The sequence below is a fragment of the Rhodococcus sp. YH1 genome, assembly GCF_009939605.1.
Taxonomy (GTDB): Bacteria; Actinomycetota; Actinomycetes; order Mycobacteriales; family Mycobacteriaceae; genus Rhodococcus; species Rhodococcus aetherivorans.
Genome location: NZ_WVTE01000241.1, coordinates 15120 through 39318, shown reverse-complemented (window position 1 = coordinate 39318; position 24199 = coordinate 15120). Strand labels below are relative to the sequence as shown.

At 67.0% G+C, this 24199-nt stretch carries 23 protein-coding genes; 1 reads left to right on the top strand and 22 read right to left on the bottom strand.

What is annotated here, in order from left to right; translation table 11 throughout:
* Positions 1 to 94: 94 nt before the first annotated feature.
* The 18 genes from AIIKEEIJ_RS22560 to AIIKEEIJ_RS22475 all read right to left on the bottom strand — a co-directional run bounded on the left by AIIKEEIJ_RS22560 (position 95) and on the right by AIIKEEIJ_RS22475 (position 19056).
* Positions 95 to 535, bottom strand: a complete 441-nt coding sequence (locus AIIKEEIJ_RS22560; RefSeq protein WP_161996610.1) for an ABC transporter substrate-binding protein — start codon at positions 533 to 535, stop codon at positions 95 to 97.
* A gap of 160 nt (positions 536 to 695) precedes the next feature.
* Positions 696 to 1454: a class II aldolase/adducin family protein gene (locus tag AIIKEEIJ_RS22555; RefSeq protein ID WP_065922160.1), complete on the bottom strand. Its 759-nt coding sequence runs from the start codon at positions 1452 to 1454 to the stop codon at positions 696 to 698.
* Positions 1455 to 1507: 53 nt separating this feature from the next.
* On the bottom strand, positions 1508 to 2773 hold the full coding sequence (locus AIIKEEIJ_RS22550; RefSeq protein ID WP_065922159.1) for an amidohydrolase family protein: 1266 nt from the start codon (positions 2771 to 2773) through the stop codon (positions 1508 to 1510).
* A 256-nt stretch (positions 2774 to 3029) separates the two neighbouring features.
* Positions 3030 to 3269, bottom strand: a complete 240-nt coding sequence (locus AIIKEEIJ_RS22545) for a hypothetical protein (protein ID WP_157127560.1) — start codon at positions 3267 to 3269, stop codon at positions 3030 to 3032.
* Between the two features lie 42 nt (positions 3270 to 3311).
* A complete protein-coding gene (locus AIIKEEIJ_RS22540) occupies positions 3312 to 5105 on the bottom strand; it encodes a CoA-transferase (protein WP_161996609.1) in 1794 nt (597 codons plus the stop codon).
* 30 nt (positions 5106 to 5135) lie between these two features.
* On the bottom strand, positions 5136 to 6134 hold the full coding sequence (locus AIIKEEIJ_RS22535; RefSeq protein WP_065922157.1) for a PDR/VanB family oxidoreductase: 999 nt from the start codon (positions 6132 to 6134) through the stop codon (positions 5136 to 5138).
* A gap of 119 nt (positions 6135 to 6253) precedes the next feature.
* A complete protein-coding gene (locus AIIKEEIJ_RS22530) occupies positions 6254 to 7720 on the bottom strand; it encodes an aldehyde dehydrogenase family protein (RefSeq protein ID WP_161996608.1) in 1467 nt (488 codons plus the stop codon).
* Positions 7717 to 8805 carry an alcohol dehydrogenase catalytic domain-containing protein gene (locus AIIKEEIJ_RS22525; RefSeq protein WP_100055333.1) on the bottom strand — a complete coding sequence of 363 codons (1089 nt, stop codon included), beginning with the start codon at positions 8803 to 8805 and terminating at the stop codon, positions 7717 to 7719. The genes AIIKEEIJ_RS22530 and AIIKEEIJ_RS22525 overlap by 4 nt, the downstream gene beginning before the upstream one ends.
* Positions 8806 to 8866: 61 nt before the next feature.
* Positions 8867 to 10039, bottom strand: a complete 1173-nt coding sequence (locus AIIKEEIJ_RS34105; RefSeq protein WP_161996607.1) for a cytochrome P450 — start codon at positions 10037 to 10039, stop codon at positions 8867 to 8869.
* A gap of 927 nt (positions 10040 to 10966) precedes the next feature.
* Entirely contained in the window at positions 10967 to 11758 is a 792-nt protein-coding gene (locus AIIKEEIJ_RS22515) for an enoyl-CoA hydratase-related protein (RefSeq protein ID WP_161996606.1), read from the bottom strand.
* Between the two features lie 300 nt (positions 11759 to 12058).
* The gene (locus AIIKEEIJ_RS22510; RefSeq protein WP_161996605.1) at positions 12059 to 12952 is read right to left on the bottom strand and encodes a hypothetical protein; all 894 of its coding nucleotides are present in this window, start codon (positions 12950 to 12952) and stop codon (positions 12059 to 12061) included.
* 51 nt (positions 12953 to 13003) lie between these two features.
* Entirely contained in the window at positions 13004 to 13909 is a 906-nt protein-coding gene (locus AIIKEEIJ_RS22505) for a fumarylacetoacetate hydrolase family protein (RefSeq protein ID WP_161996604.1), read from the bottom strand.
* 26 nt (positions 13910 to 13935) lie between these two features.
* Positions 13936 to 14637: a 4-carboxy-4-hydroxy-2-oxoadipate aldolase/oxaloacetate decarboxylase gene (locus tag AIIKEEIJ_RS22500; protein WP_161996603.1), complete on the bottom strand. Its 702-nt coding sequence runs from the start codon at positions 14635 to 14637 to the stop codon at positions 13936 to 13938.
* The gene (locus tag AIIKEEIJ_RS22495) at positions 14637 to 15344 is read right to left on the bottom strand and encodes a PIG-L deacetylase family protein (protein WP_065922151.1); all 708 of its coding nucleotides are present in this window, start codon (positions 15342 to 15344) and stop codon (positions 14637 to 14639) included. The genes AIIKEEIJ_RS22500 and AIIKEEIJ_RS22495 overlap by 1 nt, the downstream gene beginning before the upstream one ends.
* Before the next feature lie 41 nt (positions 15345 to 15385).
* On the bottom strand, positions 15386 to 15736 hold the full coding sequence (fdxA, locus tag AIIKEEIJ_RS22490; protein ID WP_161996602.1) for a ferredoxin: 351 nt from the start codon (positions 15734 to 15736) through the stop codon (positions 15386 to 15388).
* A complete protein-coding gene (locus AIIKEEIJ_RS22485) occupies positions 15733 to 17397 on the bottom strand; it encodes an FAD-dependent oxidoreductase (protein ID WP_161996601.1) in 1665 nt (554 codons plus the stop codon). The genes fdxA and AIIKEEIJ_RS22485 overlap by 4 nt, the downstream gene beginning before the upstream one ends.
* The gene (locus tag AIIKEEIJ_RS22480; protein ID WP_072636049.1) at positions 17394 to 17828 is read right to left on the bottom strand and encodes a nuclear transport factor 2 family protein; all 435 of its coding nucleotides are present in this window, start codon (positions 17826 to 17828) and stop codon (positions 17394 to 17396) included. Before AIIKEEIJ_RS22480 ends, AIIKEEIJ_RS22485 begins: the two co-directional genes overlap by 4 nt.
* The gene (locus AIIKEEIJ_RS22475) at positions 17821 to 19056 is read right to left on the bottom strand and encodes a Rieske 2Fe-2S domain-containing protein (protein WP_161996600.1); all 1236 of its coding nucleotides are present in this window, start codon (positions 19054 to 19056) and stop codon (positions 17821 to 17823) included. The genes AIIKEEIJ_RS22480 and AIIKEEIJ_RS22475 overlap by 8 nt, the downstream gene beginning before the upstream one ends.
* 202 nt (positions 19057 to 19258) lie before the next feature.
* Between AIIKEEIJ_RS22475 and AIIKEEIJ_RS22470 the strand changes: the two genes are divergently transcribed.
* Entirely contained in the window at positions 19259 to 20008 is a 750-nt protein-coding gene (locus AIIKEEIJ_RS22470) for an SDR family NAD(P)-dependent oxidoreductase (protein ID WP_065922147.1), read from the top strand.
* 56 nt (positions 20009 to 20064) lie between these two features.
* On the opposite strand, the gene AIIKEEIJ_RS34100 is transcribed toward AIIKEEIJ_RS22470, so the two are convergent.
* From AIIKEEIJ_RS34100 to AIIKEEIJ_RS22450, 4 genes are read right to left on the bottom strand one after another with little or no spacing between them, the layout of a single operon-like run.
* A complete protein-coding gene (locus AIIKEEIJ_RS34100) occupies positions 20065 to 20661 on the bottom strand; it encodes a TetR/AcrR family transcriptional regulator (RefSeq protein WP_065922146.1) in 597 nt (198 codons plus the stop codon).
* Positions 20662 to 20698: 37 nt separating this feature from the next.
* Positions 20699 to 21748 (bottom strand): LLM class flavin-dependent oxidoreductase, encoded by a 1050-nt coding sequence (locus AIIKEEIJ_RS22460; protein ID WP_161996599.1) that lies wholly within the window; start codon positions 21746 to 21748, stop codon positions 20699 to 20701.
* 40 nt (positions 21749 to 21788) lie between these two features.
* Positions 21789 to 22562 (bottom strand): SDR family oxidoreductase, encoded by a 774-nt coding sequence (locus tag AIIKEEIJ_RS22455; RefSeq protein WP_161996598.1) that lies wholly within the window; start codon positions 22560 to 22562, stop codon positions 21789 to 21791.
* Positions 22559 to 24178 carry an AMP-binding protein gene (locus tag AIIKEEIJ_RS22450; protein WP_161996597.1) on the bottom strand — a complete coding sequence of 540 codons (1620 nt, stop codon included), beginning with the start codon at positions 24176 to 24178 and terminating at the stop codon, positions 22559 to 22561. The genes AIIKEEIJ_RS22455 and AIIKEEIJ_RS22450 overlap by 4 nt, the downstream gene beginning before the upstream one ends.
* Between the last annotated feature and the right edge of the window lie 21 nt (positions 24179 to 24199).

Here is a 24199-nt window from a genome sequence, read left to right as displayed (position 1 = left end):
GCGATGGTGGCGGCGCATTTCTCGGCACGGCAATCGTGCCTTTCGGCGCCGACGTGACGCCGGTAGCCCTTCAACTCGCCGAGGCGCGACCGGATTATGTGGTGTTCACAAACGACGGACTCGACTTCGCCGGGAAGAGGAGAGGAACGCCCGCTTTGTCCAGAACCGGGACAATTGCATCGATCGAGCCCGAGCCCGAGCCACCGACGATCGCTATATTTTTGTCTGTGACGAGCTTTCGGACGTTCTGCACTGCGCGGGCCACATCGAGGCCGTCGTCGAGCAGGGTCAGTTCGATCTTCTTCCCGATCACGCCCCCGGCGTCGTTGACTGCCCGAAAGATCGCCTGCTGGCCTTCACTCAGCGCCTTGCCATACCCCCCGGCCGGCCCGCTGATTCCACTCGTCTCACCGAGCCTGATGACATCGCTTTGCGACTCGGCGTTACTGGCAGCCCCGCAGCCGACGAGCGTGAGGGCGACCGCAGCGGCAGTGAGCCCGCAAGTAAGTCTACTGACGTGAAAGCGTGTGCGCATTACATCACCTTTCGTATTACATTCCGGAGGAATGAGAAATGTTCTTGCGTTGGGTGACCCTCTAGCGCAATGCGCAGACGGGTGGACGATTCGGCAGGCCGTAATCACCGACCGGCGCGTGGACGAATGACCTCGGGCACCGACATCGAAGTTCGGCGATCTACTCAGCCAGGTCGGGCTGCTCTCGCATGATTCGCGCAAGTATTGGCTGAAAATTGAACCAACCAGCACGCTGATCGTAGAGCGCGGCGACCTGCCGCGCAGTCCCGGCAGGAATCACGTCCGGCTTCCCGGCGGCGAGGGCGAGGAGCTGCGCCTGACAGGATCGTTCGAGGGAGATGAACCACCATGCGGCTTCGTCGACCGTTGCCCCGGCCGTAAGTATGCCGTGATTTTTGAGAATTGCAGCGCGATTCGCACCCAGACTGTCCGCGAGGGCACGACCTTCGTCGCCCTCCAGCACCACGCCATTGTACTGATCGAAAACGGAGTGCCTTTCGTAGAAGGCACACGCGTCCTGCGTGATGGGCTCCAACTTCCGGCCGAATGCGGACCAGGTTTTCCCATACAACGAGTGACTGTGGGCAACGCAGACCACATCAGGTCTCGCGTCGTGCACACTGGCATGTATCGTGATTGCTGCCGGATTGACGGGACCTACACCCTCGACCAATTGTCCGGTCCCATCGATAAGGCACAGGTCCGATGCGCGAATGTGGCCGAAGGACATCCCCCACGGGTTCACCCAGAGGTGATCGGTGTGCTCGGGATCGCGGGCAGTGATATGTCCGGTGACTCCGTCGTCGAATCCGAACGTGCTGAAGACCCTGAACGCTGCGGCAAGGCGCACTTTCCTGTGATTTCGTTCTTCAGCGACAGACTGAAATGTCGGCGGATTCGGCAGGTCGAGAGTGTGCATCGTTGACTGCTCCTGGAAGGGAGGAAGAGTGATGTCGCTTCCGATACTCGAGATCAGGAGTGGGCGATGTTCGAGGAATCGATCAGCGCCTGAGGAGGGAGAGGATGCTGGTAGAGCGCACTCGCATTCCGGAAGCAGAGCTTCTCGACCGTGCCGCGAGGCAGCGACTTCATGTCCCGACGGAACAGGTCCTGCGACTCCGGCCACGAGGAGTCGGCATGCGGATAATCCGTCTCGACCATGACTCTGTCGGCGCCGATGATGTCGAGCATCCGGAACGCCGCCGGATCTTCGATGGACGTAAACCAAAAGTTGCGTCGCAGGATGTCGACCGGGTTCGGATCCGACGGGCTCCACGTCTTCGAACTGGCAGCCTGTCGGTAGGAACGAGTGAGTCGCTCGATGATCATCGGCACCCATGAGACACCGGATTCGGAGAGTACGATCTTCAGCCGCGGAAACCGCAGAGGGATCCGAGAGAATATCCAATCGACCACTGCCTGAACGGAGTTCAACGGAAAAAGCGCAACCGTCACATCTGCAGGCGATGCCACGCTCGGTTGGCAAATCGACCCCGAGGACCCCACGTGCAGGTTGATCACGGTCTCGGTCTCTTCGCATGCACGAAAGAACGGATCCCAGTATTCGGAGTAGAGCGACGGAAGACCCAGCCCCTCGGGATTCTCCGAGAATGTCACCGACTGGAAGCCACGTTCCTTGTTGTTTCTCACCTCCGATCCCGCCACCTCCGGGTCGAGGAGCCAGGGCAATTGACAGGAGATGAATCGGTCCGGATAGGCCCCGCACCATTCTTCGAGCATCCAGTCGTTGTACGCCCGGACGGAAGCCAGACCAACCTCCCGATCGCGCATCCCGCTCAACCGCTTCCCGGCAAACCCCCAGATGAATGACGGAAAGTTCAGAGAGGCATACACCCCGTTGAGATCCATATCCTTTATCCGGGAATGAACATCCCACACCCCGGGGCGGAAATCTTCGTACTTCTGAGGTGCCAGACTCCACTCCTCGATCGGCCGACCGACCGCACCACACATCGTGAGACGCATGGGAACTCGGTCACCATCGATGTGCCAATACGGTATTCCGTCCTGATCCGGAACGACCGACGGAACAAGATCGCGATACCGCGAACTCGTTCGGCGGGTGAAGATGTCCGCCGGCTCGAGAACGTGATCGTCCACCGAGATGAGGGGACACCACAGATCCCCAGGCTGCGGATCCGGAAGAAAAGTGGGCTCCGACCGAACCAGTTCCCTCCCCTGACTTTCGACATCCGGGTTGTGAATATCGAGCGCCATTCATGACTCCATTCTGTCGACATGACGTTATGCACCGAAGAAAGTCTCGGATCCCCGAGGAACAACCGGACCGCGGTCGCGCTGCACCGCGCCGTCCACCAACGCGTCGGCTCGGACCGGCATCGACGACGCATGGCTCGCCGGCAGGCATCGCTCGGAGCTCTACCCACCCGAGCAGCGTAGGTGTGATATCGATCGCATTTTACCCTGCCGATTGGAAGGTACACGATGTCACGAAACCGGTCAACGGAATGGATCAGCGAATACGCTGTGGTTCAACTGATTCCATCAGTTTATGAGCTCGCCTAGCGATATCTTTCCGTCCGGACGCGGTCGGCGAATCGGTTGCCCGCGCGGTGCGGAGGATCTCCCGCAGCCGGCGTTGATACCGGTCCACGGTCATCCCGAACGTGACAAACACCTCGTCCGGTGGCGCGCCCCCGAACGGTGCCCAGTTCGCCGCGAACTGTACGAGTTCTCGGTCCTCGCTGTTCATCCGACCCATCCTTGCGTTTTCGATCATCGGGCGAGTCCGCGCTCATCCGATCAGGTTGCCCTCCGGGTCGATGGCCCTGAGGTATTCGAGTTCCGCGGTGCACGGCGCCGCCAGCTGCTCGACGTCGGGCGCGAGCCGCACATCCCATCCGGTCGCCGCGCGCACGCGGGCCAGCGCCTCGTCGGCCCCGGCGGCGGCATCCTTGAACCACGCCGACAGCACGTACTCGCCGTCGCACTTACTCAGATGCCCGACGTCGGTGGCGATCACCGCGACATTCGCTCCGTGATAGCTGGTGAAATCGGCCATGCCCACGAATTTTCGAGAGTCGGCCGCGACGACGGCGACCGTCGGAACCCGCGACGCAATGTCGGTGCTCCCCCCGCCGCCGACAAGGAACTGTCCGGACGGCGTGCGATTACTGTTGGCATTCCCATCGCTGTCGAGTACCCCGGCCGACAGCACCGCGATCGTGGTGTCCGGGGTGGCCGGCAGCAGCATGCCGAGCACCTCCAGCGCGCTGCTGAGGTGACGCGCGGTGGGGAGGTTGCGGGTGTTCGAGAGCGTCGCGTCGTGCGGTCTGGGGATATAGCCGAGCACCCCGCTCTCGAAGACCAGGTCGACGACGTGCTCGTCGTCCAGCAGTGTCACCCGGCCCAGCGCAGCGGCGAGGTGCGACACGCCGGCGCCCGCCACCACGGTCCGGGTGCCGGACGCGCGCGCCAGGTTCGCCATGGCGCGGGCACCCGAGACGGCGAGGCGTTCGCCCAGGGTCACCGAGCCGGTCTCCGCGCGGGTCTGTTCGGCATCGAGTTCGTCGATCCGCCAGGACTCGTCGAGGTCCATCGCGATCAGGTGCTCGATGCGCTCACGACCGAGTTCGCCGAGGTAGTGTGCGCGGGTCGGCACGTCGATCCAGCGCCGGCTGAACTCCTCCGCCTCCTCGAAGGTCCGCAGGCACCCCAGGTCGGCAAGAAACCGGTAATCCTCGCCGTACCCGGCGGCGCCCTCTACCCGAATCGGGACCGGGGAAGCCGAGGGGTGCGCCCCGAACGGGACGTGCGCGACCCCGCGAACGCAGGCCGCAGGGACCCTCACGTGGCCCGCCCACCGCCGCAGATCAGCCGGCGACACGATGTGGTCGGCCGTCAGGATGACGCCCTTGCGCGCCGCATAGACGGTGTGGAGGTCTTCCGCGAACGGCGGGAACACCACGCCGTTGCCGTGCCAGTCCGCGACCGGGCAATGGATCAGCGCCACATCCGGACGCAGGGCCGGCATCACCGAGCAGTCCGACTCATCGAAGGGATTGACAATGTTGCGGACGGGCCGCGATCCGGGCACGACGGGCAGGTCTGTGCCGTCCATCGTCGTCGCGGGCACGAACGGCCATCCGAGCGCGCCGGCGAGCACCCGCTGGATCAACGCCAGGATGGACCACTCCTCGACGACGAGCGCGCCGTCCCGGATGGCCTGCGCCAGGATCGTGTTCGGCCGCACCGCCGGATACGTGGTGGCGGCGAACGCGGTGACGAGCCGGTCCACTCCGCCGGAGGCGACGAGGAGGGCGACCTCCGCGCGCAGCGACGCGGAGATGACGGTCAGCCCGCGCAGTCGGCCCGATCCGACCTGCCGGAGCACCTCGAACAGCGACGCGTACGCGCGCGTCGAGAGCCACGGGAAATGGATCTGGTCTCCCGGCTCCACCACCTCACGCACGATCTCGTCGAGTGGCCGCACCCGGGCGGGTGCGGGCGCCGTCGCCCCTGCGTCGTACCGGAAGTCTGCCGCCGCGCCACGCGGGCGGCCGACCGCCGGAAATATTATGGATTCCAAGATTATTCCCATCTGTAGGGGCGCGGCGAACTACAGGTCGAGGACCAGACGCGGGGACCTCGAGCGACCCACGCAGATCATCATCCGGTCACCGCATTCGCGCTCGCGGTCGGACAGCAGTAGGTCGTGGTGCTCAGGCTCGCCCTCGAGTACCCGCACCTCGCAGGCTCCGCAGAAGCCCTCCTCACAATCGGACAGGAAGTCCGGGACAGAGTCCCGGACGACGTCGAGCAGAGTTCGATCGGGCGGCACGTCCAACACCGCGCCGGTACGACGCAGTTCGACCTCGAACCCCGTGCCGGCGCTCTCGGCCGGGGGCCTCTCGCTGCACTGACTGCTCGACGCCGCACCGAAGCGCTCAACATGCAGGGCGTCCGGCGCGAATCGGGAATCGACCTGCTCCTCGGTCGCCCGGATCAGACCCTCGGGCCCACAGCAGTAGACGACGCAGTCGCCAGGGACCGCGGCGAGCACCGCGTCCAGATCGAGCATCCCGTGCGAGTCTTGGGGGACGACGTCGACGTTCCCCCCACCGAGGCGGTCCAGTTCGCCGAGGAAGGCCATCGACGACCGGCTGCGCCCGCCGTAGACCAGTCGCCACGGCACCCCCCGTCGCCGCACCTCGCGGACCATCGCGAGCATCGGCGTGATGCCGATCCCCCCAGCCACGAACAGGTAGGAGGGGGCGTCGACCAGGGGAAAGTGGTTGCGCGGTCCGCGCACTGACATCGTCCGGCCGACCAGCGCGCTGTCGTGGATCTCCCGTGAGCCGCCACGGCCGTGCTCCTCGCGCAGCACCGCCACCGTGTAGGCAGCGCGGTCGTCGGGATCCCCGCACAGCGAGTACTGCCGCACCTTGCCCGAGGGCAGGATGAGGTCCAGGTGGGCACCGGGCGCCCACGTCGGCAGCTCGGAGCCGTTCGTATCGATCAGCCGGATCGAGACGACGCCGTCCGCCTCCCACGTCACCTGCTGCACCAACAGCTCGTACATCCGTTGCGGATCAGCGTCGAGGTCAGAGTGTGCCATGCCATGTCATCCGTTCGAATGTGTTCGTCATTCATAATCCGAAAGCCGCCAGGATCGGGTCGGTTGCGGCGGCGCCGGACCGAACTCCCCGGCGCCGCCGTGCCCGTCCGGGCGCGGGTCTATCCGAGGATCTGTCGATCGCTGATCTGCTGGGTCCAGGTGAACTCCAGCAGGCCGTCCATGCCCATCTCGCGCCCGTAGCCACTGGCCTTCACCCCGCCGAACGGCGCGCCCGGATCGAACGCTGCCATGCCGTGCTTGTTGATGAAGGTCACGCCTGCATCGATCTCGCCGGCCATGTTCCAGGCGCGGCTCGGATCCGCCGTCCAGATGCTGGAGGTCAGACCGTACGGGGTCGAGTTCACGAGCGAGATCGCCTCGCTCTCGGTTCGGAAACCGAGGATCGGCAGCGCAGGTCCGAATTGTTCCTCGGTGACGATGCGCTCCTGCGCCGCGACGCCCGTCACCAGTGTCGGCAGGTGGAAGTACCCGCCCTCCCACGACGCCGTGTCGCGCGCACGGCCAAAGGACTTCACTTGGGCACCAGAGGATTCCGCCTCCGCGAGCAGAGCGGTGAACTGCTTGAACTGTCGCTCGTTGGCGAGCGGACCCATCGTCACCTCAGGATCCAGCCCGTCACCGACCACGAACTCCTGCAGTGCCTCGCCGAGACGGGAGGTCACCTCCTCGAGCAGCGTCTCGTGCACGTACAGCCGCTTGACTGCGAAGCAGACCTGCCCGGAGGTGACGGTGAAAGCCGAAACCAGCTTCCGGATCAGCTCGTCGTCGACGACCACGTCGTCGAGCAGCACGGCAGGATCGTTGCCACCCAACTCGAACACGCCCCGGCGCAGCCGCGACCCGAGGGCCTGGGCGACCGCCCGGCCGGCCTCGGGCCCACCGGTGAACGCGATCATGTCGACGTCGGAATGCGCACTCAACGCGGCCCCCACCCGGTCGCCGGTCCCGGTGACGACGTTCACCACGCCGGCGGGCAGCGCCGCACCGATCGCCTCGATCGCCTTGAGAACCCCCAGCGAGGCGAACGGCGACGGTACGGCGACGATCGTGTTACCCGCGAGCAGAGCCGGACCGAGTTTGACGCCGAGCAGCGCGATCGGCCAGTTCCACGGGACGATCGCCCCCACGACCCCGACCGGTCGGCGCCTGACCTCGAGCCGCCCGGTGTCGTCGACGCGGCTGTCCGTCAAGATCGCGGCCAGATCGTCGAGGTTGTCGAGGTAGTGCTTCCACCCCCATGGCGGGGACTGGAAGTCCATGATCGATTCCGCCAGGATCTTGCCCATCTCGCGGGTCAGGACCTCCGGGCCCGAGGGGTCGATCGCCGTCAGTCGCGCACCGGCGTCGGCCACCATGGCGGCCCGCTCGACGAGCGGTAGCCGCGCCCAGTCGCGCTGTGCCGCTTTCGCGGCGGCGACGGCGAGGTCGACGTCGGCAGGTGCCCCGTCGGGGATCGACCCGGCGAGTTCCGTGACGCGGGCGGGGTTGACCACGTCGATCCGTCCGCCGGACGTCGAGTCGCGCCACCGGCCGTCGACGTACATCTGCATGTCGAGTCCGTTCACAGCAACACCACGCCCTTCGTGATCTCGTTGGCGGCCAGTTGGCCGAGGGCCTTGGGGACGTCGTCGAGCCCGTAGGTCGCGTCGATGACCGAGTCCAGCGGCAGTCGGCCGTCCATGTAGAGGTCGACGAACGCGGGGATGTCGCGCTGCGGAATGATCGATCCTGCGTACGTACCCGTCAGTTGCTTCTGCATCAGGAACGCGAACAGGTCGGACGTGACGGTCACCGACGCATCCATGACACCGATGGCCACTGCGAGCCCGCCGGGCCGGATGCCCTGCAGCGCCGTCTCCAGCGTGCCCTGCGCGCCTACCGCGTCGAATCCGTAATCCGCGCCCCTGCCGTCGGTGAGGTCGCGGATGGCTGCAACAGCCTCCGGTCCCGATACGGAGATCGTGTGCGAGGCGAGACCGAGTTCGCGAGCCCGCGCGAGCTTGTGCTCGGCGAGATCCACGGCGATGACAGAGGTCGCACCCATCGCCCGCGCACCCATCATCGCGGCGAGGCCGACGCCGCCGGCGCCGATCACGACGACGTTGCTGCCGGGTCGCACTTCCGCGCGGACGATCGCCGCCCCCAGGCCCGTCGACCACGCGCAGCCCAGGCCGGCGAGCTTCTCGAGCGGCGCGTCGGGTCGGATCTTCACCGCCGCCGATGCCGGCACCACCGCATACTCGGCGAACGAACCCTGGCAGAAGAGGGTGTGCACGTCCTCGTCGCGCGAACGCAACCTGGTGGTGCCGTCGAGCATGGTGCCGGAGAAGCCGACGGCGCGTTCGCAGAGCGCGTACTCCCCTCGCAGACACTGGTAGCACGCGTGGCATGAGGTGATGATCGAGCAGAGCACGTGGTCTCCGACCGCGAGGTGCTCGACGCCCGGTCCGACCTCGTCGACGATGCCCGCTCCTTCGTGCCCGAGGACGATCGGGCGCGGTGACGGCAGATGCCCGGCCAGGACCGAGACGTCGGTGTGGCAGATGCCCGAACTCACCAGGCGAACGCGCACCTCCCCGGCCCGGGGCCGGGGATCCGGCAGCTCCTCGATCTCGATCTGGCCGACTCTGCGGCTGACTGCGGCTCTCACATGAACCTCCTGAGCGTGGTGGGATGGATGCCGGGCGCCCGGCGACGTGCACCGGTGGTGGTCAGCGCTGCGGCGTGAAGACGATCGGCAGGGAGCGGATGATCCGCGTCTGCCCCTCAGATATCTGAACGGCGCTCGGATCCGCCAGCCGGTAGTCCGGAATGCGGGCAAGGATTTCCTCGACCATGATGCGCAGTTCGATCCGGGCCAGCGGCGCGCCCGGGCACCGGTGCACGCCCGCTCCGAATGCGAGATGCCGGTTCGGCCTTCGATCCAGGAGGATCTGGGCCGGCTCGTCGAAGGCCGCCTCGTCGTGATTGGCGGACAGCCACGACAACCACACGCGTTCACCCTCCGGGATCACCGTCCCGGCAACCTCGACCGGGCACGTGGTCGTGCGCGCGAAGCCGGGAACCGGGGTGATGTAGCGCAGGAACTCCTCGACTGCCGAGGTCAGCATCTCGGGATGGGCCTGCAGTTGTGAGCGGAGATCGGGGTGACGATCGATCAGGGTGAAGATGTGGTTGGCTGCCGCTGCGGTAGTTTCGCCGCCGGCCCCGGTCAGGGAGAGGTAGATGTCGAGAACTTCCTCCTCGGTGACCGCGCGGTCGTCGATGGTCGACGAAAGCAGATGGCTGGCAAGGTCTGTGGTCGGATTCTCTCGACGGGCGGCGATGTGGCGGACGTAGTAGTCGCGGATCTCCATCTGCAGTGCGAGGCCCTCCTCCGGCGAGGCGACGGAGACCAGCCCGAGAGACCAGTCACTGAACCGGGAGACGTCCTCGTCGGGGATACCCAGCAGCCAGGTGATCACCCGCGTCGTCAGCGGGAACGCCAGGTCCCGCGCCAGGTCGGCTTCACCGGCGGCGGTGAAGCGTTCGATCAGCTCGACGGCGTGCTTGCGGATTTCGCCCTCGAGTTCCGCGAACCGGCGGGCATTGAAGACGACGTTGAGAAGTGAGCGGTATTTCGAGTGTTGCGGCGGATCGGACTCCATCGGAATGAACGGTCGGGGCGCGCCGACGGACGGCAAGGTGATGGTCGGCAGGGAGGAGAACCGCTCGGTGTCCCGGGTGGCCGCGTCGACCTCCTGGTAGCGGGTCAACGCCCAGAATCCGCCGTGGGTCTCGCTGTGCTGGACGGGACACCTGGCTCGCATCTCGCGGTGAATCGTGTCGGGATCATGAAGGGTGGCGACATAGCGGTTGTTGTATTCGCTGTTGCTTGTGTCCACTGCTCCCCCAAATTGGGTAAGGCCGGTAGCCGGTGAATGGTGTGCCCCGGATTCGGGCGATGGATCCGAGATTAAGGCCTTCCGATCGGAAGGTCAATGAAAAAATGTGAGCTGCCTCACCAATCCGACGGGCGCGAACCGAGTCGACCGCGGACCACCGCACCAGCGGCATGCTGCCGGGCAAGACCCGAGGCGCGTTTTCCGCATCCCCGCATCCGGCTTCGGCGCCACCAGCGTCTGCCGTCAGGCCCACTCTCGGCGAACGGGTCTCGGCGAGTGCGCTCGAGCGCCGGCGCGGTCAGGCACACCGGACCGGCCCACAGCACCCGTTGATCCGAGTGATCAGGTCGCACAGCGAGATTCCGGATATGCCCGCGGTCTCCGCCCGGTTCGGTGCCGCGCCGCAGCCGCACCCGACAGCCAGGACGCGAGGACGCGGGTGGACGGAACGGATCGTGTAGGTGCGCAGGACCGGCCGATCCACGGGGCAACACCCCTCCGGACGAGGCCCGGATCGAACGACTCCGGATAGCCGATGCCCCAGCCGGAGGCCGGCTCGACGTAGCGTCGGCCGATCCGATCGATGTGACGTCGTCGAATCCGGGGCCCACCCGCATCCTCCGGCGTCCGGTCCACTCGGCGCCGGCCACCGCCATCGTGACAATCCCGCGCACCACGTCGCACTTGTCAGCGAACCGGCCTCCCTGCTCGACGTCGGCAGCGATGTCCTGCAGCTATTCCGGCGATTCAGCCGATGCGGTTGCCCCGCACTGTTCCCGATGCCCCGCAGTCCGGCCGGAAAGACCGCGGGAGCAAGGGAGTGCACGGCCGCCGGCAGCGCCTGGATCAGCATCGAGATCGCACACCGGTCATGCACCGTACCCATTTCCGTGCGACGGGGGTGTTACGACGGGAGAAGGCGGGAGATCAGTGCCAGGGTGAGTAGTCCGCCGGACGCTTGGCCAGGAAGGCGTCTCGTCCCTCGTCGACGGATTCGGCCGGCACACCCATCGCAATCATGTCCAGGCCATTGACCATCGTGTCGTAGGAGTAATTCCACCACACGTTGCTGCCCGCCTTCGCGATCTGGAGCGACTGCGGATGCAGCGCAAGCAACCGCTCGGCCCACTCGCGGGTCGTCGACTTCAGGTCGGCGTCGTCGACGACCGCGTTGACCCAACCCCATTCGAACGCCTGCTCGGCCGGGACCTTCTCGCTGAAGAAGACGATCTGCTTCGCGCGCTTCTCTCCGATCTGGAGGGGCAGGACATTCGTACCGCCCAGCACGGGACACGCGCCGATCATCGTGCCGGCCTGACCCAGCCGAGCACTGCGCGCCGCGATGGCGAGGTCGGCCGCGATGACCAGCTCGTTACCGCCGCCGACCGCGATCCCGTTGACCATCGCGATCACGGGCTTGCGGCAGGATCGAATGGAGGTCATCGCGCGCAGGGCATACACCCCGGTGTCGACCAGGCCCTTCTTGGTGAACTCCCGCACGTCGCCACCGGCCGAGAAGGCGCGCCCGTTGCCGGTCAGCACCACGACGCCGACATCGGGGTTCACCGAGACGCCGTCGAGCAGGTCGGCGAGACGGTGGAACTGGGCCGGCCCGAACGCGTTCAACGCCTCCGGCCGGTTGAAGGTGATCCACGCGATGCGGTTCTCGATCTCGATCAGGATGTCGTCGTCGGAGCCGTGATATCCGTTCAGTGACATGGGTGAGTCCTTTCTGATGGGACAGTTGACATTCAGGCGGGCGGCGCCCGCGTCGACGTGTGACAGCTGGTGTTGTGCGAGGTGTGTGCTCGTCCCGTCCCAGGGTGCGTGCGACGACGACCTCGGCGAGCAGAGCGTGGAAAGTGTGCGTATGGGTTCTCGGTGCGCATCCCGATGGTCGTCGTCGGCGGCTTGACGACGATCCGGGAACAGGGCCGTAGCGGGCGCCTGGCGCCCGACGTCTTCCTCGGCCGAGGCTGCGAGCATGGAGTCCGTCGAAGGATTACGCCGTGGTGCGGATCAGGTCCGCAGGTTCCACCGGGCAAAACACATGCCGACCCCGTACCCGGATTGGGTGCGGTATGCCGGCACGTAGTCGATGATGTCGGCGGGAGCCTGCGCGCAGGCGTCGGCGATGATCCAGTCGGTGATCTCCGCCGTGCCGTTGAGGCGCAGTGGCAGGCCGTGCTTGTCGTGGGCAAGTCGGAGCTCGTCGTCCCCGATGCTCCCCCACAGGCCGACGTCGTCCGAGCGCAGCACGGCCAGGACCCGAGCATCCAGCTCCTCGTCGAGCACGAGGTGGCTCAGCCCACCGGACGCGAGCACCGCGACCCGGGCTTGCGCGGGGGCCGCCTCGATCGCCGCGCGCAGTGCCCGACCGAAGGTCACGCACCGCTCCACGCTCGGCACGTTCGGCGGATTCCACACGTTGGTCACCACCGGCAGCAATGCGATCCCGGAATCGACCAGATCGAGAAAGCGCATCGGCCAGGTCACCGCATGACCGATACCGTACTCGTCGACGGTCTCCGAGGTGTGAGCGATATCGAAACCATTGTGACACAAGTACTTCAGAACATCGATCCCGAGATCTCGAGCGATCGGAACGGAGATCCGAAACTGATCGGGTCCCTCGTCGCGCCGGTTCGCCGCGCTCGCGTCGAGATGCTCGGCGAGATACATCTCGAACACGGGCGCGGACCGCGGACCGAAGTTCTCGCCCTGGTCACTGCCTACGATCAGGAGCACATCCGGCTCCACCGCGAGAACAGCCGCGCGCAGCGTCGCCGTGGCGGCGTCGAAGCGCGCCTCGTGCGCGCCCCAGAGGTCACGCACGTCACCGACGAGGCGGTCCAGCCCCGGGCGCGCGATGTTCGGCTCCAGCGCCGGCCAGTCGGACACCGGAGTGATCAACGCGGGACTGTGAGAGGTACCGAAAACACCGACGAGATTTGCCATGTGATCTCACACTCCAGCTTCGACGACGCGGTTGCACTGTCGGCCCAGCCCGGTGATCTCACTCTCGAGAACGGACCCGGGTACAAGCCACTGTGGGGGGATACGGGCCAATCCGACCCCGGCCGGGGTCCCGGTACTCAGGACGTCCCCGGGCTCGAGCGTCAACGTCCGGCTCAGATCCGCAATCAGGGCCGCGACATCGTGGATCATCAGCTTGGTCGTGGAACGTTGCATCTCCACGCCGTCGACACAGCACGTGAGCTCGAGATCCTGCGGATCGGCGATCTCGTCGCTCGTCACCAGGAAAGGACCGAACGGCGACGAACCCTCGATGCTCTTGCCCTTCCACCACTGATTCCGGGAAAGCTGGACGTCCCGGGCGCTGACATCGTTGAACACGGCATAACCGAAGACGTGTCCGAGCGCGTCCGCCGGCCGGATGTTGCGGCCCGCCCGCCCGATCACGACGGCCAGCTCCACCTCCCAGTCGAGCTGCGTGCTCACCGCCGGGTCCCAGCTGATGTCCTCGAACGGGCCGCACACGCTGCGCACGTCCTTCGTGAAATACACGGGCGCGTCCGGCACGTCGATCTCTCCCACGGCACGCACGGACTCCTCGATGTGCTCCCGATAGTTGGCACCGACACAGATCACGTTGCGCGCCAGTCGCCCCATCGGCGCCAGCAGCGTGAGATCACCGACGTCGCCGACGACATGCTCCGAAGACGACTCCGCACACAGCCGACGCAGCCGGTCGATCCCGGCGGAGCCGAGCTCGACCCACCCCGCCACCGTCCGCGGGAGATCGTCACCTCGGGCCTCGACGATCCGGGTCACGTCGAGGACGGAATCATCGACGCCGGCGACACCGGCATGCGCGACCTCCCCGGACAGAAACGAACACAAACGCATGAGTACCCCTCTCGGGAGAGATTGTCCTAGTGCGGGCCGGGGATCCGCGTGACGCCGAGCCGGCGCAGCTGCTCGCGCAACTCCGGCGACAACCCGGGCCACCGACCGTCTGCAATATCCTTGAGCAGCAGCGACTCCCGCTCGGCCCGGTCCCGGGCACGGGCCAAGACCTCGTCGGTCGACTCGCGGGGAACCACCACGACACCGTCGTCGTCGGCGACCACCAGGTCCCCCGGCCGCACAGTTGTCCCGCCGGCGACGACCGGGGTGTTGACCCACCCCGGCCCGCCCTTGGTGGTCCCCATCGCCGACACCGTCCTGGTCCACACCGGCAACGGCAGCCGGCGGAGCTCACGGATGTCGCGCACGCCCCCGTCCACCACCAGACCCGCGGCCCCACGGGCCACCAGGATGCTGCCGATGATCTCACCGACCATGCCGGCGGTGGACGGCGCCAAGTTCCCGACGACCAGGACATCCCCCTCCCGGCACAGGTCGAGCGCGGCCAACAACATCAGGTTGTCCCCGGGATGGTTCAGGCACGTCACCGCGGGTCCCGCGACGCGGGAGCCAGCCACAAGCGGCTTGATCGCGGGATCCATGAGCCCGCTGCGCCCCTGTGATTCGTGCACCGTCGCGACGCCGAGCTCGGCGAACTCCGCCGCGTGCGCGCCGACGCGCCGGTCCACACGGTCGACGATCGACGGGCTGACGGGCAAGTTGTCCATCAGAACAACCCTCCCGCGGCGGGCAGGAAACGTTCGAAGGCCTCGGCGTGGGTGACCTTGCGATCGAGCAGCAGCCCGGCCATGATCGCCCGATAACGCGCCCGCTGCTCGTAGACCTCGATCATGAACTGCTGTACCTGCGAGCACTGCATCATCTCGAGCTTCTGCTCGGCGACATCGCTGATATCGATGTAGGTGTCCGGCTGGAAGTCGCAGAACTCCGGGAACTCCGGTTCGTAACCGTGGATCTGCCGAACGACGAACCGCTCCGACTCCGGCAGGCGACCGTGGGCCCGGGCCCAGATCGCGGCGTCCTCGACCACGCGGGCGGTGGCCACGTGATCCGGATTGTTGGGGTCGCGGCGACCGTGCGTGAGCACGACATCCGGACGGAGCTCGCGCAGCAGCCGCACCATCTCCAGGCGCCGCTCGTCATCGATGATCATCGGGTAGTCGCCCCAGTCGTAGGTGCGCAGTTCGACCCCCGCCACCGCCGCGGCCTTCTCCGCCTCGGCCAGCCGCATCGCCCGCACCCGCTCCGCGGACTGGTTCGGCTCCGCCCACGCCGACGCCGACTCGCCCCGCTCGCCCATCGACAGGCAGACGACGGTCACCTCCGCCCCGGCCTGGACGTACTTGAGAATCGTTCCGCCGGTCCGCCACACCCAGTCCAGCCCGTGCGCACTGACAACTGTCACCTTGGTCATGCTGTCTCTCCTTCTGGTGGTCCGCGGCTTCCGCGCCGCGGCTAGGTAAAGGAACCGGCCGGGGGCAGCTCGCGCACATAGCGGCTGTCCACTCCGACCGGCCCGGTGCTTCGCGCGCCGCCCGGCGACCCGATCGGGTTCACCCGGCCCGGCAGCACGGATTGGAAGAACTCGACGGCGTCGGCGACGAACGGTGCGAAGTCCTCGTCCTCGTCGCGATCGGAGGCGATCGCCTCCACCGGGCAGACCGGCTCGCAGGCACCGCAGTCCACGCACTCGACGGGGTGGATGTACAGCTTGCGGGCGCCCTCGTAGATGCTGTCGACCGGACACTCCTGCAGGCAGGACCGGTCCATGACATCGATGCACGCCGCTCCGATGATGAAGGTCATCTCGACACTTCCCGCCTCCGGGACTCGGTCTCCACGGCCCGTCGGGAGGCCAGGTGCCGCCCCGCGCTGTACCCGAACGCCAACGCCGGGCCGATCGTCGCCCCGGCCGCCCAGTAACCGTCGTTGGACGGCGACGCCGCACAGTTCCCCGCGGCGTAGAGGCCCTCCACCGGGACGCCGTCACCGCCGAGCACCTGGCCGTCGGTAGTCGTACGCGGGCCGCCCTTGGTGTCGAGCGTCCCGAGTCCGATCAGCACCGCGAAGTACGGCCCCCGCCCGCGCAGCGGCGCCATCACCGGGTTCGGGCCGCCGCCGGCGCGCGGTTCGCCGGTGAAGAACGCCTCGATCGGTTCACTCCCGCGGCCGTGGTCGGAATCGACGCCCGCGCGCGCCAGCTCGTTGAAACGGGCAACCGTGTCGACCAGGTTCGACCCGAAGTCGGCGCCGAGCCGGGCGCCGCCGGTCACCGCCGCGAGCGAGTGCAGCCGGTCGGCGAGATTCTCGGTCAACTCCTGCCAGCTCTCGCCCGACACGAGGTGCGACCGCGGCTCGCCGGGCAGCGCCAACGGATAGGCGAACGGCTCCCTCGAGAACAGCTCCTCGGTCCGGCCGTCGAAGACCAGCACGAGCAACTCCGGCGCGTCGGGCCCGAGGTGCACCTTGGCCCGGTCGCTGTAGAACTGTTTCTCGTTGACGATCCGTCGCCCGTCGAGATCCACGATCAGGGACGAGTCCCCCGGGGCGACCCACATTCCTGCGCGGGTCTCGGTCGCCCCCACCCGGGTGTGCTCGATCGCGACCTGGTCCCACCAGGCGCGGTCCATGTTGTGCATGGGCACGCCCAGGGCCTCGAACGCCGGGAGCGCATCCCCGGTGTTCGTGCCCGCGGCGCATCCGCCCCACACCCGAGCGGGTAGGTGACGGGCTCGGCGCTCGGCGTCGTGCGTGAAGCCCCCGACGGCGAGCACGACGCCCAGTTCCGCACGGATGGTGCTGTCACGCTCGGCCTCCAGGTCGCGCACCACCGCACCGACCACCCGGCCGTCGTCGATCTCCAGTCCCACGAAGGCGTGCCGGGTGGCGACCCGGACACCGCTGCGCGCGGCGGCCGCCGCCAACTGGGCGATGAGTTCGTCGCCGCCCGCCGGGCGTCCGTGTTCGTCGGCGGGACACAGCGCCCGCCCGAACACGCCCCCTTGCTCGGGCAGGTTCATGTGGTAGTCGGGAAACCGAAGTGCCGTCTCGATCGTCGACCGCAGTGCCCCGATGCCGTCGAGGAATTCCACCGCCTCGGAGGCGATCCGGTAGTAGCCGGTGAGCAGATCGTATTCCCAGTGGGACAACCCCAGCAGCGCGTCGTCGGCGCGGTAGCGGTCGGGAGCGCTCACCCGTGCCATGTACCTGACCGCGCGGTCCTGGCGATCCTCGATGCCGTGCTCTCGCATGAGGTGGTTGTCGGGAATCCAGTAGACGCCGCCCGATTTCGCGGTGGTTCCGCCGAGCACCTCCGACTTTTCGTACAGCTGCACGGTGGCGCCTTCCTCGGCCGCGGCCAGCGCGGCTGCGAATCCCGCTGCGCCGGAGCCGAACACCACGACGTCGACCGGTGACGCCGCACTGTCGGGGCTGGAGTTTCCGTGAGGACCCGGTATGTATGTCATTTCGGCCCTTCCGGTGTGTAGCCCAGCCGATTGTCCAACTCGACGACCCGGCACTCGAAGCGCCACCCTTCGGGGGTGCGGATCAGGGTGTCCGTGTACCGCCCCGTCGCCAGCAGCGTCGGCCGCTCCCGGTTTTCGTACCGCCGGAACATCACGAGATTGCAGCGCTGCTCGCCGAGGTCACCGTCGACGGTGACCTCGGGGTCGAGGGTCATGTGCAGGATCCCCCATCCCCGGGACGAGCAGAAGTCGCGGAGTTCGTCGTGCCCCGCGTAGGCGACCCCCTCGCCGGCGACCTCGAGGCGGCCGGACGGGATGAAGGTCGACGCCCAACCCTGCGCGTCCGACCTGTCGAAACACCGGTTGTAGGTTGCGGTGAGGGCGCGGATCGCCTGCCAGTCCGCGAAGCCGGCACGGCCGGGGCTAGACATACCGGGCCTCGCCGGCCGCGGCGGTACGCCAGTCGCCGGTGGCCTCGATCGTGATCGCCACGCCGGCAGTGCCGGGCCGGGCGAGCGGATCCTTCCGACCGAACACTGTCCCGTCCTCTTGGTGTGCTCGAACGGAATCCAGCATCAGACGGCGCGTCTTCACGACCGCGATGTCGCTGGTGCCCAACTTCTCCTTGGAGCGATCGACGATCGGCCCCTGGCTCTCCTGGATCGCGACATCTTCGAGAATGAGATTGGTGAAGCCGGAGAAGTGTCCGTCGGACATGAGCGAGCGGTCCTGCCCCCAGCTGCCCCTGCCCCGGACCAGCTCGGTGAAGTCGTCCGGCGCCCCCGTCAGGTCCCGGTACCAGAAATGGGTGTCGGTGTCCTCGGTGAGCGGATGGTCGTCGTTCCACCGAATGAACCACTGGCGGGAGTGTTCGTCGTCGATGGGGGTTCCGATGATGGCGACCCGATCTTCGTCGCCGGTCGGGATGTAGGCCATCCAGGGCATCACGAACTCGGTCACCCGCACATGCTGGTCGTCGCCGCAGTGCCGGATCGCGGCGAAGCGGATGCCGTAACCCGTCTCGTCGGATTCGTAGCGTGGTGCGGAGTCTTCGGCCGCCTTGCCCAGGCTGCCGGTACTCTGCCCCAACCAGGCCTGGTGCAGGATCGACACGTGTGAGGAGTCCAGGGTCCCCTCGACTGCCTGCAGCCAGTTGCAGTGCGTCTCGGCGACCAGGGCCCGCACGTGGTCGGCCGGTACCTTGTCGAACGGGAACTGGGGGAACGCGGGCGGGTCGTCGTGCACCCCGAGGTACACCCAGACCACGCCGCCGGCCTCCCGGGTGGGGTATTTGCCGATCGTGATCTTGTCGGCCATGTCCGCCAGTCGATCGGCGGGCTCGGACGGCACCTCGACAACGGTGCCCGACACGTCGATCTTCCAGCCGTGGTAGATGCACCGCAGTGCACAGTCCTCGTTCCGGGCCAGCGCGAGCGAGGCCCCCCGGTGCGGGCACGACTCGTCCAGGAAGCCGACCCTGCCGTCCGTGGCGCGAAAGGCCACGAAGTCCTCGCCGAAGAGTCGGACCTGCACGGGAGCGCCGTCGGCGATCAACCGCTGGGAGCGGACTGCGGGTGTCCAGTATTCGCGGAGGTACGCCCCCATCGGCGCTTCCCCGTCTACCCGGGTCAGGAGTTCATTGTCTTCATGCGACAGCATGCGGATCCTCCATCATTGTCGACGCCACGCCGTGACGGACTGGATTGACCTCTAGGCCAATAGATTTCAGGTATCGAGAGCCTCGCCTCCGAGGCACCGGCTGTTATCCTGTCGAATGGAAGGGTAACGCCGATTCTCGCTCGGGACAAGACGTAGATCACATTCCGATCGGATTGAGGCTTGAATCACACAGGAGGATGACATGCAGATCGCCGGAGCAGTTGCCGTGGTCACCGGAGCCGCGGCGGGACTAGGAGAGGCCACCGCGCAGATGCTCGCCCAACGCGGCGCCCGGATCGCCGCGCTGGACCTGTCCGCCCCACCCGGCACCCCGAGCGAAACCTGGCTCCCCCTCGCCGCGAACGTGATCTCCCCCGACGAGGTCGACGCCGCATTCGACACCACGGTTCGCACCTTCGGCCGGGTCGACATCGTCGTGCATTGCGCGGGCGTCGCCGGAGGATTCCGACTCATCGGCAAGCAAGGACCGGTCGCCCCCGAACGGTTCAACCATGTGATCGACGTCAACCTGCGGGGAACGTTTCACGTCCTGCGCGCCGCCGCCTGGCACATGAGCAAGAACCAGCGGGCCGACACGGAAAACGGCGTGATCGTCACCACCGCGAGCATCGCCGCGTTCGAAGGTCAGCAGGGCCAGCTGGCGTACTCGGCATCCAAAGCCGGCGTCACAGGCATGACCCTCCCCGCCGCCCGCGAACTCGCCCAGTACGGAATCCGCTGCGCCACAATTGCCCCCGGCGCATTCGAGACCACACTGACCACGGACCTGCCAACCGACCTGCAGGACCAGCTGACGGCCGCGGTCGCCCACCCGCGACGCCTGGGCCGCCCGGACGAGTTCGCCGACCTGGCCTGTGCGGTGATCACCAACGAGATGCTCAACGGCGAGGTCATCCGACTCGACGCGGGCGCCCGCCTCGCGCAGCGCTGACCGCCAGCACACGCCACGGGCGCAGGCGGTCGGCTACCGCCCGTGCCCGCGGCGCGTCAGCCCTTCGCGCGCAGGCCGTCGAAGGCCATATCGATGATCTCGTCCACAAGCGGCCGCAACGGTCCGTGCTCGTCCTCGTTGTACCAGAATGCACACCAGCTCATGCTGCCCATGAGCCCGTTCACGGTGAGCACGGGATCGATCTTCCGGAAGATGCGCTTACGCGCACACTGCGCGACGGCGTCCTCGAAGACGCGCTGGTACTCGCGCACCACAGACGGCTGGTGACGTCCACCCGGCGACGAGGACGAGGTCCACAGCTGCATGAAGCCGACCAGCACCGGCGAGGAGACCCGCAGGGTGCAGTGCTCGGCATGGAAATAGAGCAGTTCACGCAGCCGCTGATCGGGTGTCAGGTCGGTGCGCTCCCCGATGATGCGCAGCTCCCGCTCCGCGACCTCGGTGAATCTGGCCTGGATCAGCTCGACCAGCTCCTCCTTGGAGGAGAAGTAGGTGTTCAGGCTGCCCTTCTTGATACCGACCGCATCGGCGATGTCCTGCAGGCTCGTCCCGTCGATGCCCTTCTGGCGGATCAGCTCAATGGCGGCGTCGAGGACCTCGGCATGCCGCTCGGCGGAGCGCTTGGGTGGCACGGGCTTTCCTCCAGTAGGTGCGGCGCGTGCCCCGCAATCACCCCGGCTGCGGCCCACCGCCGGCCGAGGTGCGCAGGGCGGGAACCACCACCCTACCGAACGTACCGATCGCGTCCAGCACCGCGTCCTGCGGCATGTAGGGATGATAGAGCCGGAAACAGAGATGAGAATCGGTGCGCGCCGCGAAGCGCTGCTCGTACGGCCGCAACGCCGCGGTGACCTCGTCGGGTGTGCCGATCAGGTTGTACTGCCGCACAACCTCCTCCGGCGTGAGCATCGTGTCCACCTCGACCGCATTGCCGGCTTCCTCCGCAGCCCACCGAGCGTGCACGTCCATCGTGTAGGTCATACCGCGCCCGGTGAGCTTCCAACCGAGTTCGGGGTCGTCCGCGATGAAGCCGGACCTCAGCTGGCCGAACGAGAAACCCGCTCGCCGGTGCTCAGGCACAGACTCGAGTACCTGGGAGAAGGTCGCCATGGCGGGGTCGAACGGGGTACAGACCCCGAAGAATCCGTCCCCCAGGCGGCCGGCCCGATCCAGTGCCCGCGGCCCCGTGCCGCCGAGCCAGATCGGCGGGCCGCCGGGCGTGAAGGGCTCGGGCCTGACGATCGCGCTGTCGATCCGGTGCACCCGCCCCTCGAACCCGAATCGGCTCCCCTGCCACGCCCGCCGGAGGATCTCGACGGTCTCCTCCAGTGCCCGTCCGCGGGTCGCCATGTTCACCCCGAAAGACCGGAACTCGCCGCGCCGCCACCCAGTTCCCATCCCAAGGATGAAACGGCCCCCCGACATCTGGTCGAGGACCGCAACGTCCTCCGCCAGCCGAAGCGGATTGTGGAAAGGTGCCAGCAGCACCGCCGTCCCCACCACCAACCGGGTCGTCGCACCGAGGATCGCCGCCGCGATCGGCAACAACGAGGGAAGATATCCGTCCGTCGCCCCGTGGTGTTCGCTCAACCAGATCGAGTCCAGGCCCGCCTCTTCGGCCAGGGTCGCCTGCTCGATGATCCGGGCGTACTCGTCGTGGAACCCGAGGTCCTCGCCCGGGGGTACCTGCCCGGTGTACAAGCCGATTCCGTACTGCACTCGTCCTTACCTCCGTGTTTCGAATCCGATGCCGCCGGTGCTATTTCGACGACGGAAGCGTGAGCCACCCACCGCCGTGCACCACGACCTCCGCACCACTGACATAGGAGGCGTCCTGAGAGCACAGGAAAGCGACGACGGCCGCCACCTCCTCGGGCTCACCCCCGCGCCGCGCGGCGATCGCCGCGATATTGGCTTCGAGCACCGCCGGATCGACGTCGGTGACAATGTCGGTGAGGATCGTTCCCGGCAGCACCGCGTTGGCGGTGATATTGCGTCGGGAGACCTCGAGCGCCAGGCTCTTCGACATCGCCAGCAACGCCCCCTTCGAAGCGCCGTACCCGGTGTCGCCGGGCCCACCGGTGGCACCCAGAACCGAGCTGACGAACACCACGCGTCCCCAGCCCGCGTCGTACATGTGCGGCAGCGCGGCGCGGGTCACCGACCAGGCCCCACGGACATTGATGTCGAGCATTTGGTCGAATTCGTCACGCGTCTGACGGATCATCGCCCGGGACCGCTGAACCCCGGCATTGTTGACCACCACCAGCGGTGGCCCGAGCCGACGCACCGTCTCACCCACGAGCTCCTCGCCCGCGCCCTCCGCCCCTACGTCCGCCCGAATCGCCACGGCCCGCCCGCCGTCGGCACGGATCTGCTTCACAACCGACTCCGCCTCATGGCCGGACCGCGCGAAGTTCACCGCGACTGCGTACCCCTGCGCCGCAAGACGCAAAGCACAGGCCGCTCCGATTCCACGAGAGGCACCGGTCACGAGCGCGACCCTGTTCTCCCCACCATCCGATGTGATCATGACACGTCCCTTCCATGCGCCGTCCAATGCGGACGCCGCAATGCCAATTTGTCGATCTTTCCAGGCCCGGTGCGCGGAAGCTGAGTATGGAACTCGTACGAGCGCGGGATCTTGTAGCCGGCTATCAGTGCGCGACAATGCCGATCGAGATCCGCCTCGGTCGTCGCCGCTCCCGGCCGGATCACGACGGCGGCGTGGACCTGCTCACCCCACTGAGATGACGGCACCGCGATCACCGCGGCTTCGACCAGGTCCGGATGCTGAGCAAGTACGGCTTCTACCTCTGCGGCATAGACGTTCTCACCACCGCTGATGATCGCATCACCGGCCCGACCGACGATGTAGAGGTAGAAATCCTCATCGCGATAGGCCAAGTCCCCCGTCCAGTACCAGCCGTCACGGAACCGCTCCCGGGTCACCTCCGGCTGCCGCCAGTACCCGACCGCAAAGTTCGGTCCCCGACCGATGATCTCGCCGGTCTCGCCGACTTCACAGTCCGTTCCGTCCGGCCGCACCACCCGCACCTCGACCCCGACCACCGGACGCCCGGCGGAATTCAGGATCCGGCTGCCGAGCAGCAGGCCCTCGTCGGGGAGGAAGCTCAGGATCGGCCCGGCCTCGGTCATGCCATACGACTGCGTGAAGGAGCATCCCAGCCGTTCCATCGCCCTGTTCAGCAGCATCGGCGCGATCGGCGCACCGCCGTGCACCACGACACGCAGGGACGACAGGTCCGGGTCTCGGTCCGTCCCGTCCAGGTACTCGAGAAGCAGCGTGAGCATCGTCGGCACCAGGAAGGTACAGGTCACCCTTTCCGTCTCGATCGCATCGACCACGACCTCGGGCTCGAAACGCGGAATTACGACGTGTCGTCCGCCCACCCAGGTCATCGGATAGGTCGACATCCCGTCGCCGAGATGGAACATCGGTGAACAGTGCAGATAGACGTCATCGGAGCGATAGCCGAGTCCCGCGATCATGTGCAGCGCGTTCGCGGTGAGATTCCCGTGGGTAAGCATCGCTCCCTTCGCCCGTCCCGTCGTACCGCCGGTATAGAAAATTGCCGCGAGATCCTGGGCACCGACCTCGCTCCCACCGTTCGAGGCGGTGCACTCGATCGGTTCGCCGAGCAACCGTCCGAAGTCCACGACGGTGGCATCGGTCGATGCCGCCACCGACTCGGCGCGGGCGAGATGAGCCTCGTCCGCCACCACGATCACCGGCTCGCAGTCATTGATGATCGCAATCATCTCGGCGTCGGCGAGACGCGCATTCAGTGGGACCAGCACGTAACCCGCAGCCGGTACCCCGAAGTAGGCGGCGAGATACTCGGCACTGTTGGCTCCAAGGATGCCGATCCGGTCGCCCCGAACCGCGCCGCGCCCCGCCAAACCCGCGGCCAGCCGGTCGCACCAGGACCACAACTGCGCATAACTCAGTCGCGTCGCCCCATCGACTATCGCAATCGAGTCGCCATGCAGTCGAGCGGCCCGGCGCAGCGGCCATATCAGGGTGCTCGGCGCGGTGGCATCACCGCCTGTACCGGACGCACCGGTCAGCGACCACGCCGTCTTCGGGGACACGGTGAGTCCTGCGTAGGAGTTGGCTGAGGGCATGGAAGCTCCTTCGAAACTGGG

Coding starts and splice junctions, on each gene's coding strand:
- AIIKEEIJ_RS22560 (WP_161996610.1), bottom strand. CDS start 535: ATGCGCACACGCTTTCACGTCAGTAGACTTACTTGCGGGCTCACTGCC.
- AIIKEEIJ_RS22555 (WP_065922160.1), bottom strand. CDS start 1,454: ATGCACACTCTCGACCTGCCGAATCCGCCGACATTTCAGTCTGTCGCT.
- AIIKEEIJ_RS22550 (WP_065922159.1), bottom strand. CDS start 2,773: ATGGCGCTCGATATTCACAACCCGGATGTCGAAAGTCAGGGGAGGGAA.
- AIIKEEIJ_RS22545 (WP_157127560.1), bottom strand. CDS start 3,269: ATGAACAGCGAGGACCGAGAACTCGTACAGTTCGCGGCGAACTGGGCA.
- AIIKEEIJ_RS22535 (WP_065922157.1), bottom strand. CDS start 6,134: ATGGCACACTCTGACCTCGACGCTGATCCGCAACGGATGTACGAGCTG.
- AIIKEEIJ_RS22515 (WP_161996606.1), bottom strand. CDS start 11,758: ATGTCACTGAACGGATATCACGGCTCCGACGACGACATCCTGATCGAG.
- AIIKEEIJ_RS22505 (WP_161996604.1), bottom strand. CDS start 13,909: ATGCGTTTGTGTTCGTTTCTGTCCGGGGAGGTCGCGCATGCCGGTGTC.
- AIIKEEIJ_RS22500 (WP_161996603.1), bottom strand. CDS start 14,637: ATGGACAACTTGCCCGTCAGCCCGTCGATCGTCGACCGTGTGGACCGG.
- AIIKEEIJ_RS22495 (WP_065922151.1), bottom strand. CDS start 15,344: ATGACCAAGGTGACAGTTGTCAGTGCGCACGGGCTGGACTGGGTGTGG.
- fdxA (WP_161996602.1), bottom strand. CDS start 15,736: ATGACCTTCATCATCGGAGCGGCGTGCATCGATGTCATGGACCGGTCC.
- AIIKEEIJ_RS22485 (WP_161996601.1), bottom strand. CDS start 17,397: ATGACATACATACCGGGTCCTCACGGAAACTCCAGCCCCGACAGTGCG.
- AIIKEEIJ_RS22480 (WP_072636049.1), bottom strand. CDS start 17,828: ATGTCTAGCCCCGGCCGTGCCGGCTTCGCGGACTGGCAGGCGATCCGC.
- AIIKEEIJ_RS22475 (WP_161996600.1), bottom strand. CDS start 19,056: ATGCTGTCGCATGAAGACAATGAACTCCTGACCCGGGTAGACGGGGAA.
- AIIKEEIJ_RS22470 (WP_065922147.1), top strand. CDS start 19,259: ATGCAGATCGCCGGAGCAGTTGCCGTGGTCACCGGAGCCGCGGCGGGA.
- AIIKEEIJ_RS22455 (WP_161996598.1), bottom strand. CDS start 22,562: ATGATCACATCGGATGGTGGGGAGAACAGGGTCGCGCTCGTGACCGGT.
- AIIKEEIJ_RS22450 (WP_161996597.1), bottom strand. CDS start 24,178: ATGCCCTCAGCCAACTCCTACGCAGGACTCACCGTGTCCCCGAAGACG.